20 protein-coding genes are annotated in these 14205 nt (G+C 63.6%); 15 read left to right on the top strand and 5 right to left on the bottom strand.

The window, feature by feature from the left end; all coding sequences use genetic code 11:
- The first annotated feature begins 72 nt into the window (after positions 1-72).
- The 5 genes from HAP41_RS11645 to HAP41_RS11625 all read left to right on the top strand — a co-directional run bounded on the left by HAP41_RS11645 (position 73) and on the right by HAP41_RS11625 (position 5141).
- Positions 73-855, top strand: coding sequence for a thiazole synthase (locus HAP41_RS11645; RefSeq protein ID WP_166102107.1), 783 nt, complete (start codon positions 73-75; stop codon positions 853-855).
- Positions 842-1450, top strand: a complete 609-nt coding sequence (locus HAP41_RS11640) for a thiamine phosphate synthase (protein ID WP_166102111.1) — start codon at positions 842-844, stop codon at positions 1448-1450. Before HAP41_RS11645 ends, HAP41_RS11640 begins: the two co-directional genes overlap by 14 nt.
- 182 nt (positions 1451-1632) lie before the next feature.
- Positions 1633-3531 carry a phosphomethylpyrimidine synthase ThiC gene (thiC, locus tag HAP41_RS11635; protein ID WP_166102115.1) on the top strand — a complete coding sequence of 633 codons (1899 nt, stop codon included), beginning with the start codon at positions 1633-1635 and terminating at the stop codon, positions 3529-3531.
- Between the two features lie 830 nt (positions 3532-4361).
- Positions 4362-4625 (top strand): peptidoglycan-binding domain-containing protein, encoded by a 264-nt coding sequence (locus HAP41_RS11630; protein ID WP_166102119.1) that lies wholly within the window; start codon positions 4362-4364, stop codon positions 4623-4625.
- A gap of 3 nt (positions 4626-4628) precedes the next feature.
- Positions 4629-5141 carry a mismatch-specific DNA-glycosylase gene (locus HAP41_RS11625; RefSeq protein ID WP_166102125.1) on the top strand — a complete coding sequence of 171 codons (513 nt, stop codon included), beginning with the start codon at positions 4629-4631 and terminating at the stop codon, positions 5139-5141.
- Positions 5142-5236: 95 nt separating this feature from the next.
- Here the strand turns inward: HAP41_RS11625 and HAP41_RS11620 are convergent, their stop codons facing one another.
- Positions 5237-5965: an SDR family oxidoreductase gene (locus HAP41_RS11620; protein ID WP_166102129.1), complete on the bottom strand. Its 729-nt coding sequence runs from the start codon at positions 5963-5965 to the stop codon at positions 5237-5239.
- Positions 5966-6155: 190 nt separating this feature from the next.
- The gene (locus HAP41_RS11615) at positions 6156-6593 is read right to left on the bottom strand and encodes a VOC family protein (RefSeq protein WP_166102132.1); all 438 of its coding nucleotides are present in this window, start codon (positions 6591-6593) and stop codon (positions 6156-6158) included.
- 167 nt (positions 6594-6760) lie between these two features.
- Between HAP41_RS11615 and HAP41_RS11610 the strand changes: the two genes are divergently transcribed.
- From HAP41_RS11610 to HAP41_RS11600, 3 genes are all read left to right on the top strand, one after another.
- Positions 6761-7411 carry a glutathione S-transferase family protein gene (locus HAP41_RS11610; protein ID WP_166102135.1) on the top strand — a complete coding sequence of 217 codons (651 nt, stop codon included), beginning with the start codon at positions 6761-6763 and terminating at the stop codon, positions 7409-7411.
- Positions 7412-7602: 191 nt separating this feature from the next.
- Positions 7603-7995, top strand: a complete 393-nt coding sequence (locus tag HAP41_RS11605) for a hypothetical protein (protein WP_166102139.1) — start codon at positions 7603-7605, stop codon at positions 7993-7995.
- Positions 7996-8006: 11 nt separating this feature from the next.
- Complete coding sequence (locus HAP41_RS11600; protein ID WP_166102144.1) at positions 8007-8708, top strand: glutathione S-transferase family protein; 702 nt, start codon at positions 8007-8009, stop codon at positions 8706-8708.
- Between the two features lie 126 nt (positions 8709-8834).
- Here the strand turns inward: HAP41_RS11600 and HAP41_RS11595 are convergent, their stop codons facing one another.
- Positions 8835-9269 (bottom strand): hypothetical protein, encoded by a 435-nt coding sequence (locus HAP41_RS11595; RefSeq protein ID WP_166102148.1) that lies wholly within the window; start codon positions 9267-9269, stop codon positions 8835-8837.
- Between the two features lie 506 nt (positions 9270-9775).
- Here HAP41_RS11595 and HAP41_RS11590 point away from each other — a divergent pair.
- The 3 genes from HAP41_RS11590 (at position 9776) to HAP41_RS11580 (ending at position 11098) form a co-directional block, all read left to right on the top strand.
- Entirely contained in the window at positions 9776-10159 is a 384-nt protein-coding gene (locus tag HAP41_RS11590; RefSeq protein WP_166102151.1) for a RidA family protein, read from the top strand.
- A gap of 185 nt (positions 10160-10344) precedes the next feature.
- A complete protein-coding gene (locus tag HAP41_RS11585; RefSeq protein ID WP_028152305.1) occupies positions 10345-10605 on the top strand; it encodes a hypothetical protein in 261 nt (86 codons plus the stop codon).
- A gap of 241 nt (positions 10606-10846) precedes the next feature.
- Positions 10847-11098: a hypothetical protein gene (locus tag HAP41_RS11580; RefSeq protein WP_166102154.1), complete on the top strand. Its 252-nt coding sequence runs from the start codon at positions 10847-10849 to the stop codon at positions 11096-11098.
- A gap of 106 nt (positions 11099-11204) precedes the next feature.
- On the opposite strand, the gene HAP41_RS11575 is transcribed toward HAP41_RS11580, so the two are convergent.
- Positions 11205-11690, bottom strand: a complete 486-nt coding sequence (locus HAP41_RS11575; RefSeq protein ID WP_166102157.1) for a J domain-containing protein — start codon at positions 11688-11690, stop codon at positions 11205-11207.
- Positions 11691-11801: 111 nt separating this feature from the next.
- Here HAP41_RS11575 and HAP41_RS11570 point away from each other — a divergent pair, with 111 nt between their 5' ends.
- The 4 genes from HAP41_RS11570 to HAP41_RS11555 all read left to right on the top strand — a co-directional run bounded on the left by HAP41_RS11570 (position 11802) and on the right by HAP41_RS11555 (position 13873).
- Complete coding sequence (locus tag HAP41_RS11570; RefSeq protein ID WP_166102164.1) at positions 11802-12569, top strand: SDR family NAD(P)-dependent oxidoreductase; 768 nt, start codon at positions 11802-11804, stop codon at positions 12567-12569.
- Positions 12570-12773: 204 nt separating this feature from the next.
- A complete protein-coding gene (locus HAP41_RS11565; protein WP_071910270.1) occupies positions 12774-13022 on the top strand; it encodes a helix-turn-helix domain-containing protein in 249 nt (82 codons plus the stop codon).
- A 16-nt stretch (positions 13023-13038) separates the two neighbouring features.
- Positions 13039-13242, top strand: a complete 204-nt coding sequence (locus tag HAP41_RS11560; RefSeq protein WP_166102168.1) for a hypothetical protein — start codon at positions 13039-13041, stop codon at positions 13240-13242.
- A gap of 175 nt (positions 13243-13417) precedes the next feature.
- Positions 13418-13873 (top strand): collagen-like protein, encoded by a 456-nt coding sequence (locus HAP41_RS11555; RefSeq protein ID WP_166102172.1) that lies wholly within the window; start codon positions 13418-13420, stop codon positions 13871-13873.
- Here HAP41_RS11555 and HAP41_RS11550 read toward each other — a convergent pair.
- Entirely contained in the window at positions 13870-14109 is a 240-nt protein-coding gene (locus HAP41_RS11550; protein WP_028152311.1) for a hypothetical protein, read from the bottom strand. The genes HAP41_RS11555 and HAP41_RS11550 overlap by 4 nt on opposite strands.
- Positions 14110-14205 lie beyond the last annotated feature (96 nt).

The raw sequence follows: 14205 nt of genomic DNA, 5'->3' as shown, positions 1-14205 counted from the left end.
GGCACGGCCTCTGGAATACTGGATCCCCGCTTTCGCGGGGATGACACCGTCATTTGAGGAGACACCTTGGACATGGTGACCTTCTACGGCAAAACCTTCCCCTCCCGCCTGCTGATCGGCAGCGCGCTGTATCCCTCGCCGGCGATCATGCAGGCGGCGATCCGTGCCTCCGGCTCGAGCATCGTCACGGTGTCGCTGCGCCGCGAAGCCGCCGGCGGCAAGACCGGGGACGCCTTCTGGAATCTGATCCGTGAGCTCGACGTCAGCGTGCTGCCGAACACCGCCGGCTGCCGCAGCGTGCGCGAAGCTGTGACCACCGCAAAACTCGCGCGCGAGCTGTTCGGCACGTCCTGGATCAAGCTGGAAGTGATCGCCGACAACGACACGCTGCAGCCCGACGTCGTCGGCCTGGTCGAGGCCGCCGCCATCCTGATCAAGGACGGCTTTGAAGTGTTCCCCTATTGCACCGAGGATCTCTCGGTCGCAAACCGCATGGTCGATGCCGGCTGCAAGGTCGTCATGCCCTGGGCCGCGCCGATCGGCTCGGCCCGCGGCATCACCAACCGCGACGCGCTGAAACTGCTGCGCGAGCGGCTGCCTGACATCACGCTGGTGGTCGATGCCGGCATCGGCGCGCCGTCGCATGCGGCCGAGGCGCTCGAGCTCGGCTACGACGCCGTGCTGCTCAACACGGCCATCGCAAAAGCCGCCGATCCCGTCGCGATGGCCAATGCCTTCCGTCTCGGCTGTGATGCCGGCCGCACCGCCTACGAAGCCGGGCTGATGAACGCCCGCGACTTCGCCTCCCCCTCCACCCCTGTCGTTGGGACACCATTCTGGCATGCCGTATCCTGATCGCTTCTATCCCGTCGTCGACAGCCTCAAATGGGTCGAACGCCTGACCAAGCTCGGCGTCGGCACCATCCAGCTGCGCGCGAAAGACCTCAACGACGCCGACGCGCTCCAGATCGTCACCGATGCGCTGGCGATCACGAAGGACACGCAGGCCAAGCTGGTCGTGAACGACTATTGGCGCGCGGCCGTCGTCGCCGGCGCAAAATATCTGCATCTCGGCCAGGAAGACCTGGCGGACGCGGACCTCAAGGCCATCCGCGAGGCCGGCCTGTCGCTCGGCGTCTCCACCCATGACGATGCGGAGCTAGAGACCGCGCTCGCCGCAGAACCCGACTACGTCGCGCTGGGTCCGATCTTCTTCACCACGCTCAAATCGATGCGCTTCGAACCGCAGGGCATTCCGAAGATCACGGAATGGAAGAAGCGGATCGGCACCATCCCGCTGGTCGCGATCGGCGGCATCAAGTTCGAGCACGCCGCGGAGATCTTTGCCGCCGGCGCCGATTCCATCGCCGTCGTCAGCGACGTCACGCAAAATGCCGACCCGGATGCGCGGGTGCGGCAGTGGCTCGGCCAATCCAAGGAGGCCGCGTGATGCACGCCCCGCTCCCTCAACGCACTCCACTGTCATCGCCCGGCTTGACCGGGCGATCCAGTACGCCGCAGCCTCTCGGCTCTAGCCGCATCGCCTCGGAGTACTGGATCCCCGCTTTCGCGGGGATGACGGCGGTAATTGTCTCTCGCACAGCGACACACGCGAATTAACCGGAGGATCCCATGAACATCCGCTCCAACCCCGAAAAGACCGTTCCCGCCGTCACCACCGGCCCGCTGCCCTCGTCACGAAAAATCTTCGCGTCTCCGGACGCTGCGCCCGACATGCGCGTGCCGTTGCGCGAGATCATCCTCTCCGAAGGCGCCGGCGAGCCGAACCTGCCGGTCTACGACACTTCGGGGCCCTACACCGACCCGTCCGTGACGATCGACGTCAACGCCGGTCTCGCCCGCAACCGCCTTGCCTGGGTCAGGGAACGCGGCGGCGTCGAGGAGTATCAGGGCCGCGATATCAAGCCGGAGGACAATGGCAACGTCGGCGCCTCGCATGCCGCAAAGGCCTTCACCGCGCACCACAAGCCGCTACGCGGCCTCGACGGCCACAAGATCACCCAGCTCGAATTCGCCCGCGCCGGCATCATCACGAAGGAGATGATCTACGTCGCTGAGCGCGAAAATCTCGGCCGCAAAAAGCAGCTCGATCGCGCGGAAGCCGCGCTCGCCGACGGCGAGAGCTTCGGCGCCGAAGTCCCTGCGTTCATCACCCCGGAATTCGTCCGCTCCGAGATCGCGCGCGGCCGCGCCATCATCCCCTGCAACATCAACCATGCCGAACTCGAGCCGATGATCATCGGCCGCAACTTCCTGACCAAGATCAACGCCAATATCGGCAACTCGGCGGTGACCTCGTCGGTCGAGGAGGAAGTCGACAAGATGGTGTGGGCGATCCGCTGGGGCGCCGACACCGTGATGGACCTCTCCACCGGCCGCAACATCCACACCACTCGTGAATGGATTCTGCGCAATGCGCCGATCCCGATCGGCACCGTGCCGATCTACCAGGCGCTGGAGAAGTGCGAAGGCGATCCGGTCAAACTGACCTGGGAGCTCTACAAGGACACGCTGATCGAGCAGTGCGAGCAGGGCGTCGACTACTTCACCATCCACGCCGGCGTGCGCCTGTCCTACATCCACCTTACCGCCAACCGCGTCACCGGCATCGTCTCGCGCGGCGGCTCGATCATGGCGAAGTGGTGCCTGGCGCATCACAAGGAGAGTTTTCTCTACACCCATTTCGACGAGATCTGCGACCTCATGCGCAAGTATGACGTCTCGTTCTCGCTCGGCGACGGCCTCCGTCCTGGCTCGATCGCCGACGCCAACGACCGCGCGCAGTTCGCCGAACTCAAGACGCTCGGCGAGCTCACCAAGATCGCGTGGGACAAGGGCTGCCAGGTTATGATCGAAGGCCCCGGCCACGTGCCGATGCACAAGATCAAGATCAACATGGACAAGCAGCTCAAGGAGTGCGGCGAAGCCCCGTTCTACACCCTCGGACCGCTGACCACCGATATCGCACCGGGCTATGACCACATCACCTCGGGCATCGGTGCGGCCATGATCGGCTGGTTCGGCTGCGCCATGCTCTGCTACGTCACGCCGAAGGAGCATCTCGGCCTCCCTGACCGTAACGACGTCAAGGTGGGCGTCATCACCTACAAGATCGCCGCCCACGCCTCCGACCTCGCCAAGGGCCACCCGGCCGCCCAGCTCCGCGACGACGCACTCTCCCGCGCCCGTTTCGACTTCCGCTGGAGCGACCAGTTCAACCTCGGCCTCGACCCTGATACGGCCAAGAACTTCCACGACGAAACCCTGCCGAAGGAAGCCCACAAGGTCGCGCATTTCTGCTCGATGTGCGGGCCAAAGTTCTGCTCGATGAAGATCACGCAGGACGTGCGGGATTATGCGGCGACGCTGAATGATCCGAACAGCGTGGGTATGTCGCTGAGCGGCACGGCCGAGGACGGCATGGCGAAGATGAGCGCGAAGTTCAAGGAAATGGGCTCAAGCGTTTATCTGGATGCGGAGAAGGTGAAGGAGAGTAACCGGGTGCTGTGAGAGACCTCGGGATGCCTCCAAGGTTATCTTGAATACCTAATGAGGGTGAAAAGCCGGGCGACTGCCCGGCTTTTTTGCTTTTTGGTTTTTGACCAACCTACCCTTGGTAGATAAGATATCCATCAGCAACTCAGTAATTTTCGAGGACCATTCTCCCCGAAGAGCACTAGACGTTTGAGGCCGCGTTATTCCAGGTGCAAAACAAAGCTCTGTAGAGCTGTAGTTGGAGTGTTGGAATGATGAAAAGTATTTTGCTCAGTGTTTCATTACTCGATGGGCCACAACTCGACCTGAAGACCACCGACCAATACGATAGGATGGCGAGGTTTTTTCTCCGCCAGCGATTGGTGGACCAAACCGCTCGCGCGCTAGCTCTATTTGATATTCCAACGTTGGTTCGACCTGCAACGTCAGAAACCGGACCGATCTATCCTTATGTAATTTCCCAGGACGACGGTTCGCTAGACGACCTCTAGTCGAAGCAGGACAGCTATTTTAGCGAAGTCGGGATAAGTTTTGGCGACGACTTTCTAGCCATTCCGTTTCTCGGCGGAAAGATTAAATTCAGTATCGAGAATCTGGACCAAGCCGTCACCGGGTCCTATTTTTCAAAGTTTCGGGCGTCGATAACAATTGAGAGCGCTAAACATTTCAGCAGGGATCTCTTCATAGCGGTAGTTGCTCATCTGTTGGTCTCAACAGCGTTTGGTCATGTCCCACACCACGCTGAACTACCACCGCCTCCACCCGTGCATTACGTCTGTACGGTTGATGGCAGCATTCCAGGAGATCCTGAAAGCCTAATCAGTGAGGCCACGAATGATCTGGGCTTGAGCCAGCAGTCGACACCAACTCGAATTAAAGAGGTGTGGAAGTCTCGCCAGCTGTGCTTGAAGGCAGCCGGCTTTGATCCTGGAGCCATTGACGGCGTTAGAGGCGTTGCCACGATAAGAGCAGAACAACGCTTTGAGCATTTCTATAGCGTCAAGGTGAACTGGAACTCGAAGGTATTCCAGAGATACATCGTCAAATTGGCGCAGGATTATTCCGCTGATGTCTGCCGCGGTCATCAAGAAAACCACGGATTGCGATAGCATTTGCTCACCTCTTCACCCCACCGCCTCCCCGACCAGCTCCGCCCCAACCTCCGCCTCGTCTTCGTCGGCACGGCCGCCAGCACGCACTCGGCCGCGGTCGGACACTACTACGCCCATCCCGGCAACCGCTTCTGGCGCGCGCTTCACGAGGCCGGCATCACGCCGCGGCGCTATCAGCCGAGCGAATTCGCGACGCTGATCGAACTCGGGATCGGCTTCACCGATCTCTCCAAGTCGGCCGCGGGGATGGATCACCAGATCGCGGCGGAGACGATCGACGTGCCGGGGTTCAGGGCCAAGATCGAAAAATATCGGCCGCGGACGATTGCGTTCACGAGCAAGAAGGCCGCGAGCTTGTTTTACGGCAGGCCGTCGAGCCGGATTGCGCTGGGGCGGCAGCAACGCGACGAGAAGCTTCCCGACATGTTCGTGCTTCCCTCGCCGTCCGGCGCCGCGTCCGGGCATTGGACGCTGGAGCCGTGGCGAGAACTCGCGGCGTGGATCAGATCGTAGGGTGGATTAGCGCAGCGTAATCCACCGAGGTCTGTCCCCGCGGAGACAGGAGTGGTTGCGCTAACCCACCCTACGGCACGACGAGAGCATGCGCCCTAAAGATCGAAATTGGTCGGCAGCATGACCACGTCGCGAATGGTCATGCCGCGCGGCCGCGTCAGCATGAACATCACGACCTCAGCCACGTCACTGGCCTCCAGCAGGCTGCGCGTTTCCCTGGCTTCCTTCAGCTTCTCGGGCGGCCAGTCCGCGAGCAGTGCGCTGACGACCGGGCCTGGCGAGATCGAGCCGACGCGAATGCCGTGCTTGAAGACCTGGCGCCGCACCGTCTGGACGAAGCAGTTGATCGCCCATTTGGACGACGCATAGACCGGCTCCCAGGGCGTCGGAAAATGCGCCGCCAGCGAACTCGTGACGATGATGTCGCCGCTCCGGCGCGCGATCATGTGCGGCAGCACGTCGTGCACGTTCTTCATCACGACGTTGACATTCAGGTTCAGCATCCGGTCGATGGCCATATTGTCGGCATCGACCAGATCGCCACCGACATAGGTGCCGGCATTCGCATGCAGGATGTCGAGCTGGCCTGCCTGCTCCAGGACGCGCGGCAGCAACGATGCGCAGTCCCTGGGATCCAGGAGGTCCACGACCAGCGGGATCACGGCGTCGCCATGCTTGTTGCCGAGCGCCTTCAGCGCGGCCTCGTCGCGGTCGACCATCACCACGCGCGCGCCCGCGGCCAGCATTGCCTCCGCACTCGCCAACCCGATGCCCGACGCGGCCCCGGTCACGGCAGCAACCTTGCCTTCCAATTCGTTTCCCATGGGGTCACCATCCTGCTGATGGTCGGCAGTATAGCGATACAAGGCGATTTGGCGATGCGGATCACTGGCCTCGTAGGGTGGGCAAAGGCGCTCTTGCGCCATGCCCACCATCTCTCCACAAATCCGGACGAACGGTGGGCACGGCGCGCGAAGAGCACGCCTTTGCCCACCCTACGACACCGTCAGCCCCTCACCCCGCATACGCCCTATCGAGGTCCGCGATGACGATCTTCCGCATCTCCATCATCGCCTGCATGACACGGTTCGCTCTGGTGCGGTCGGAATCGCCGAGGTAGCGGCCGAGCGCGGACGGGATCACCTGCCAGGACAGTCCAAATTTGTCCTTGAGCCAGCCGCAGCGGGATTCCTCGCCGCCGTCGGCGGTGAGGCGGCTCCAGAAGTAGTCGACCTCGGCTTGCGTCTCCACGCTGATGAAGAACGAGACCGCTTCGGTGAAGCGGTATTGCGGCCCGCCGTTGAGCGCGTGGAAGCGCTGGCCTTCGAGTTCGAACACCGCCATGGAGTCGCTGACGGTCTCGACTTTTGCGTTGGGGAACACCTCGTTGTAGAAGGCGACGGCTTCCGGGACGTTGTTGGCGAACCAGAGGAACGGCGTGATTGACGTCATGAAGTTGTATCCTTTCGTCTTGGACCGGACGCGCGACCATCGCTCCAAGGACGAGCGGCGGAACGGAGTTCCGACACGGGCGCAGGACTTTTTACGGCGCCCCCTGTCGGAACCCGAGCCGGCCATTCGTCCTTTGAATGCAACGCCGATCACCCCGGAGCCGCCAGATGCCCACCATCACAGCCTTCGAAAACTCGCCCGACCGCGGCAAGGGACAGGCGCGCGATACGCGGGTTCGCTGGGCGCTGGAGGAAGTGGGCCTGCCCTGCGACGTCCGCCTGGTGTCGTTCGCGGCGATGAAGGACCCCGCCCATCTTGCGCTGCATCCGTTCGGGCAGATTCCGACCTATGAGGACGGCGATCTCGCTTTGTTCGAGTCGGGCGCGATCGTGCTGCATATCGCCGAGCGCCACGATGGATTGTTGCCAAAGGATGCGAATGCGAGGAGCCGCGCGATCGCATGGATATTTGCCGCGCTCAACACGCTGGAGCCGCCGATCGTCGAGTTCGGGATGGCGATGCTGTTTGAGCGCGACAAGAGCTGGTACGAGGAGCGGCTGCGTGTCCTGAAGGATCGCGTCCGTATCAGGCTCGGCGAATTGTCGCGTCGCCTCGGCGAGGCCGAGTGGCTCGACGGCGCGTTCAGCGCCGGCGATCTCATGATGGTGACGGTGCTGCGCCGGTTGAATGCATCTCGCCTGCTGGAGGAATATCCCGACCTCTCGGCCTATGTCGCCCGCGGCGAGGCGCGGCCTGCATTCCGGCGGGCGTTCGATGCGCAACTGGCGGTGTTCACCGCCGCATCGACCGGCAAATAGAGCCCGCGCCTCTCACTGAAGCCGGTACATTTCCGATCCCATACGTCGAACGGGCGACGCCGGGCGTCCTCCGATCGAATGACGCTGCGCACAATGCGCAAGGACTGTTGCCAGCCCGTCGCTCCGGCGATACGACTTGAGATGGAAGAGCCTGATATCAACCGGCCCGCATCATCCCAGGAAGGCACCGCATGAGCAACGATCTCTCCGGCGTCTGGGATGGCAGCTACATTCAACCGGGCACCGGAATGGTCACCTTCACCGCAACTCTGGTCGAAACCGGCGGCGCGCTCAGCGGAAGCGTGACCGAGCCCTGCTCGAACCCGCGATGCCCGCTCCGCACCCACAACGCCTCGATCGCGGGTCAGCGCTCCGGCAACGCGGTCTCGTTCGTCAAACACTACGAGCCGCCCGGCCACGGATACGACACGGTCCATTACGAAGGCACGGTGAACGCCGAGGCGACCGAAATCGACGGGCGCTGGCGGCTGCCTGGCTCTTCCGGCGCGTTCCTGATGATCCGCGCCAGCAAGGCCGCGCAAGCGGCCACGACGGAGCAACACGCCAAGGTGCCATCGCGCTGAAGGGAGCAACCATGCTGACCCTCTATTCCTACCCGGAACTGTTCGGAGTCGCCGACAACAACGGCTACGGCCTCAAGGTCTACGCGTTCCTGAAGCTCGCAGGCGTGCCGTTCGTGCACGAACACGTCTTCGATGCCTCTGCCGCACCGCGCGGGCAGCTGCCTTACGTCGTCGACGACGGCGAGACCATCGGCGACAGCGAGACCATCATTGCGCATGCGATCGCCAAATATCGCCTGACCATCGATGCCGCGCTGTCGCAGGACGCACGGCGGACCAACCATCTCGTCACCCGCATGCTGGACGATCTCTACTGGGTGATGTCGTATTCGCGCTGGAAGGACGATCGCTACTATCCGGCGTTCCGCGACGCCTTCATCGCGCAGCATCCGCAACTCGATGCCGAGGGACTGGAAAAGGCGAAGGCGTATAATTCGCAGCGCTATTATTTCCAGGGCATCGGCCGCTACACGCCCGAGCAGGCTTACGCGCGGGGCCTGGCCGATCTGGAAGTGCTGGCGGAGATCGTTCCCGCCGTGGGCTTCGTCCACGGCGCCGTGCCGACCAGCTGTGATGCCGGCATCTACGGCTTCATCGCCAACATCTATTATTTTCCGATCCCGACGCCGCTGAAGGCTTTTGTCGATGCGCATGCCAATCTCGTCGCGCATTGCGAGCGGATTCATGCAGCGGTGAGCGGGCGTAATTCGTAGGGTGGGTTAGTTCGTAGGGTGGGCAAAGGCGCGCTCATTGCGCGCCGTGCCCACCATGCATCCGCATTTGCGGCACGAATGGTGGGCACGCTTCGCTTTGCCCACCCTACGCCTACACTCCGCGCCCTACCGCATCGTGATCGCGAGCCCGCTCAGATCCGCGTTCGCCATCAGGCCGGTCTGGTAGCCCGACAGCTCAAGCACCGCGCCCTTCTGGTTGGTCAGCACGATGGCGCGGGCGCCGCGGCCGACGGCGAGGCCTGCACCGGCCGCGCCATAGACGCCGGCGACGTCGGAGGGGCGGTTGATGTTGGAGACGCGGCCACGCAGCACGGTCTTGGAGCCGCCGAACACGAGGCCGTAGTCGAGCCCGCCGGTCGAGAGCGAATAGGAGCGGCCGCGGAAGTTCAGCACGCCCGAGCCGCCCGAACCGCCGATGATCCAGCCCGCCTTGTAGATCGTTAGCACCACGGTGCCGCCGTCGGCCAGCGCCGAGGTCGAAAGGCCGGCCAGAGCGGCAATGGCGACCAGCGCGGCGCGGAAGGTGGTAGCGAGCTTCATGGGGCGTCTCCGGGGGCTATTTTTCAAGGGAGGATCGAATCAGACGCAGCGAATGTATCCGATGGATCGCGGCGGCAACATGATGGAGCGTGAGGCCTGCGCGGTGCGCTCCCTCGCCCCGTCCTTACGGGGAGAGGGTTGGGGTGAGGGGCTACTTCGGCATAAGCGGTAGGAGTTGGACTCGCGGAGAGTCCCCCTCACCCGCCGCGCTCAGGCGCGCAAGTGCGCTGCCGAGCGCGTCGGCCTCTCCCCGCAAGCGGGACGAGGCGAAGGAACAGTCCGCGCAAACCAGCACCACCGTCATGATGCCATCCTGCCCCTGTTTTGCCCGACGGAGCAAGTGAATTGTTCGGCTATACCGAATTTGAAACACTCACGATTTCTACTGTGCATGGGGTTGTTTTCGCGTTTTTTGTTTTGCCCGCCTTCCCCAATGCCGATTGCAACTCCCCCGCATGTCGCTACGCTCGTGCGGGCGACGCGACCGTTCCATCCGAGGTGATCCCATGTCGATTCAGCATTTCGCACCCCCACCGCACGTCAAGGCGCCGCCGCTGTCCTTTGCCACGCGTGTCGGCGATCTCCTGTTCGTCTCCGGCATTCCCGGCTTCGACGGCAATGGCGCGCTGCCGGACGGTTTCGAGGCGCAGTTCGCCAACGTCGCCGTCAACATCAAGCGCGTGCTGGACGAAGCCGGCGCGACGGTCCGCGATCTCGTCAAGGTCAACGTGCTGCTCACGCGCGCCTCCGACGTCGCCACGATGAACGCACTCTATGCCGGCGCGTTCGGCCCGCCGCCCTACCCGGCGCGCACCACCTGCGTGGTGCAGGCCCTGCCCGACCCGAAAATGCTGATCGAGATCGAGGCAATTGCATCGCTGGCGAAGTGAGCCACGCTTAGCGCATGTGTCTTGGCGCATGTGTCTTGGCGTATGTGTCTTGCCGGGCACTCGGCCGAACCAAGTGCACGGCTCCCCCTGACATATCCGTGAAACGGCCGCCCCTCGGCTTGCCAAGGACCTGCTTTTACCGCACGAATTTTCGGGTCACACTTCCCCACAAGGAGAATTTTTTCATGCGTCGCGTTCTCGCCCTCTGTGCCGTTGCCGGCATCGCCTCTTCCGTGTTTGCCGTGCCGGCGTCGGCAGCAGCCGGCTATTACGTGATCCGCTGGGACAACACCGGCATCTGCCAGGTCTGGAACGAGGACCTGAAGTACAAGCCGTTCCAGTGGGGCGCGTCGACCTACAAGGTCGTCAGCAAGCCGGTCCCGACCTTCACCGCGGCTTCGGATCTCCAGATCAAGCTGCGCTCGGAGCGCCGCTGCACGCTCTGAGCGTCACGCGACGAATTTGATTTTGAGGGCGGGCCGCGCGAGCGACCCGCCCTTTTCCTTTGCAGGCGCGCGCAGGCTTTTTCCGGCTCAAATGGCGCATTTCAAGCGCGCACGCTTTGAACCTGATCAGCCGGCGGAGCTACTCACAACTTGTCCGGGGCGCATCCCCAAAAGCGCCCCACACCATGCCTCCCCATCATTGTCGGGAGGTGCATCACATCTTTCATTTGAGGAGCTGATCATGCGTCGTATTTCCGTGCTGTGCGCTGCTGCGGGTTTTGCCGTCACTGCCTTCGTCGCCGCGAGCCCTGCCGAAGCCAGCTATCACCTGATCCGCGGGCAGGACACCGGCTTCTGCCAGATCTGGGACGAGAGCATCCCGACCGCGCCGTGGCCCTCTGACTACGCCCGCGTCAGCACGACCGTGCCGACCTTCGTCGACGCACTCGTGCTGAAGGATCACGCGTTGAAGAGCGGTCACTGCACCTGGTAAAATTTCGATCGGCGGACGACGAGCGGGCAAGGGCGCGACGCGTTCTTGCCCGCTCTTTTTATGGCCTGCACAGAGCGGACCGGCGAGGTGCAGCGACAGCGCGCTCTCACGCGTCCTTGTGCGCGCCGGGATGGATGAGGATGTCGCGCGCGGCGGCGAGGTCGATGAAGGCTTGCGCGCTGCCGCCTTGGTCGGGATGCTTGCCCTTGGCGGCGCGGCGATAGGCCTGGTTGATGTCGTCGCAGGTGAGCTGCACGGCGAGCGGCAGGCCGAGCATCCTGCGGGCACGATCCTCGCTGGAGAGCTTCTTCGGCATGGCGTTGCGGCGGCCGAAGCGTGGCGCGGTGAGATCATGGACGACCTCGAGGATCACGCCGACGCGGCGCTGGGCCGCCAGCGTGATGCTGTGATCGTCATTGTCCGCGGCCTGGCGCAGCACCGGAAGCGCCTGCTCGGCCGCCTGGCGCAGCGTGGCATCCGTGCTCATGCGCACGATCTCGGCTACGAGCCGGCCCGCCTCGGGCCAGTCGGCCGGCTGCGCCGACCGCAGGCGTTCGAGAGCGAGTTTCCAGGATTCAAGCCGTCCCATCATGCGCGCAACGTTTAGCAATGAAGATCAGTATGCCAAGGCGGCCGTTTCCGACCCCTTAATTTCGAGTTAGCCTTTCATGAAACTTCGAAATGAATCCGGGAGGAAATTGTCATGGCATTGCTCGCAAACCACATCGCCGTCGTCACGGGCGCCGGATCCGGCATCGGCCGGGCGATCGCGGCCGGCTACGCCCGCGAGGGCGCGCAAGTGGTGCTGCTCGACGTCAACGCCGACACGGTCGCGGAGGCCGCGCAGGAGATCCGCAAGGCCGGCGGCAAGGCCGAGAGCTTTGCGCTCGATGTCACCAAGCGTGACGACTGCTTTGCGCTCGCCAGGCAGGTCGCCGACAAGGTCGGGCAGGTCTCGATCCTCGTCAACAATGCCGGCATCACCCGCCGCAACGCCTTCACCGCGGACACGGAGACGGTGGCGAAGGACTGGAACGACATCATCTCGCTCAACCTCAACGGCGTCTTCAACGTGACGCAGGCGTTCCTCGCGCCGCTGCGGGCCGCCAGGGGCCGCATCGTCAACATCGGCTCGATCCAGTCCTTCGTGCATCTGCGCACGCCGAGCTCGGCGGCGTATACGACCTCGAAGCACGGCGTGCTCGGCTTCACCAGGGCGCTCGCCGTCGAGCTCGGCAAGGAAGGCGTGCGCGTCAACGCGATCGGGCCGGGCTTCATCGAGACCAACATCAACGCCAACGTGCGCGCGACCAATCCGGCGCTGGTGCAGGCCTTCGTCGATCACACCCCGCTGGCGCGCACCGGCAAGCCCGAGGACATCGTGGGCCCCGCGATCTTCCTGGCGTCGGATCTGTCGGCCTATGTCACGGGGACGATCGTGATGGTGGACGGCGGGTACCGGACGGTGTGAGCGGGCGCGCAAAATCGGCCCGCATCGCTATGCATCCCGTGCCAATCGCGGCACCTTCGCGGCAATCCCAAGGTCAATTGGTGCGATCGTCCGCGATTAACCTTTGATTAACCAAACCCGCCCACCGTAGATCTACGGCTAGGGGGCCGTTGGTTCTCGATCGCTTCCAAAGATGGAAGCGGGCGTTGATCGGGAGGTGTGTTGATGACCACTGTTCATGTCGCTGCGTCCGATCCGGGCGCGCAATTTCTTGCCCCTAACCAAATCGTTCCGCTGTTGATCGGTGCGACCGTCGACGAGGTCGAGCGCGAGCTCGTGCTCCAGACGCTCGCACGCTGCGACGGCAACCGCACGCGCGCATCGCGCGTGCTCGGCCTGTCGGTGCGCACGTTGCGCAACAAGATCAGGATCTATGCAGCGTCCGGCATCGACGTCCCCGCGTATCACGACTAGCACGCGACCACGCAAGTTGGATCGTTCCGCCGGCAAGAACCGCAAGCGAGATGGTCGCGACCGCGGCCGCGATCATCTCGATGGCGCGGAGCATGAAGGCGGTCAAGACCGCCCATGCCGCCTGCGGCTCCTCGGCGAACGCGACCGGCACGATATCGGGCACCAGCAGATGAGCGAGGCCGAGCGCCGCCGCAAGGATGACTACCGAAATGCAGAATAGTTTCCACGCTGCACGCATGGGTCGCTCCTCGCAAGGTTGTGGCTCCACGCTATCCAATGACACGGTGTCTCCTGCTGTCGATTGATGTTGATCAAGCCCGTCGCGATGCGCGGGCGGAATTGCTGCTGTCGTCAAACGCCGCTAAGTAGCTTGCTTCCTTAGAGGGAGTAGTGGCGTGGCAGACGATCAGGGACGGCAGGGGCCGCAGGGTCATCCGGGGAAGCGAGGGCCGGACGGCCAGCGTGGCAAGCCGGGACCGCAAGGCAAGCCTGGGGCGGCCGGCAAGGCCGGAGCGCAGGGCAAGGCCGGCCTGCCGGGCAAGCCCGGCGAATCCGGTGCTCGGGGCGCGGCCGGACCGCAGGGGCCGGCGGGGCCGCAAGGCCCACGCGGCGAGCCCGGACCGCCCGGCCAGCTGCCGTCGATCGAGCAGGTGCTGCCGTGGCTCGATCAACTCTTCGACGCCTGGGACGAGCGCCGCCGCCAGCGCGAGCGTGAAGCCGCCGAGCGCGAGGCGCTGGAAGCCGCCGTGCACGAGGTTGAAGAGGCGATCGTCGATGACGAGGCCGACGACGGCGAAGGCGACGATCACCGGAAGAAGAAGAGAAAGAAGAAGCACGGCCACAAGGACTAGCCGGGCGGAAGTTGCTTCGACGCCCCGGAGGACTCATCCTTGCGCGGCAGCATGCCCATGCGCTCGAACTGCCAGCGCATGGCGCGGTACCAGAGATAGCCGACCAGCGTGCCGAGCAGCGTCAGGATGACAAGGTTGACGCTGCTGTAGGAGCCGCTCCACCACATCATCCATGCGGTCCACAGCACGGTGAAGGTGACGGCACCTGCTCTGAGAGGAATAAGGGGGCGGCTCATGGTCGTGCTCCGGGCTGTCAAAACCCCGGCGGACGTCATCGCAATTTGAGGCCGCTCTCACCGTGAGCCAGATCACGGAATGGACGCAGAGACCGC

It is taken from the genome of Bradyrhizobium barranii subsp. apii (assembly GCF_011516635.5).
Lineage (GTDB): Bacteria > Pseudomonadota > Alphaproteobacteria > Rhizobiales > Xanthobacteraceae > Bradyrhizobium > Bradyrhizobium barranii.
The sequence above is the reverse complement of the archived record's forward strand: the minus strand, read 5'-3'. Positions and strand labels throughout refer to the sequence as shown.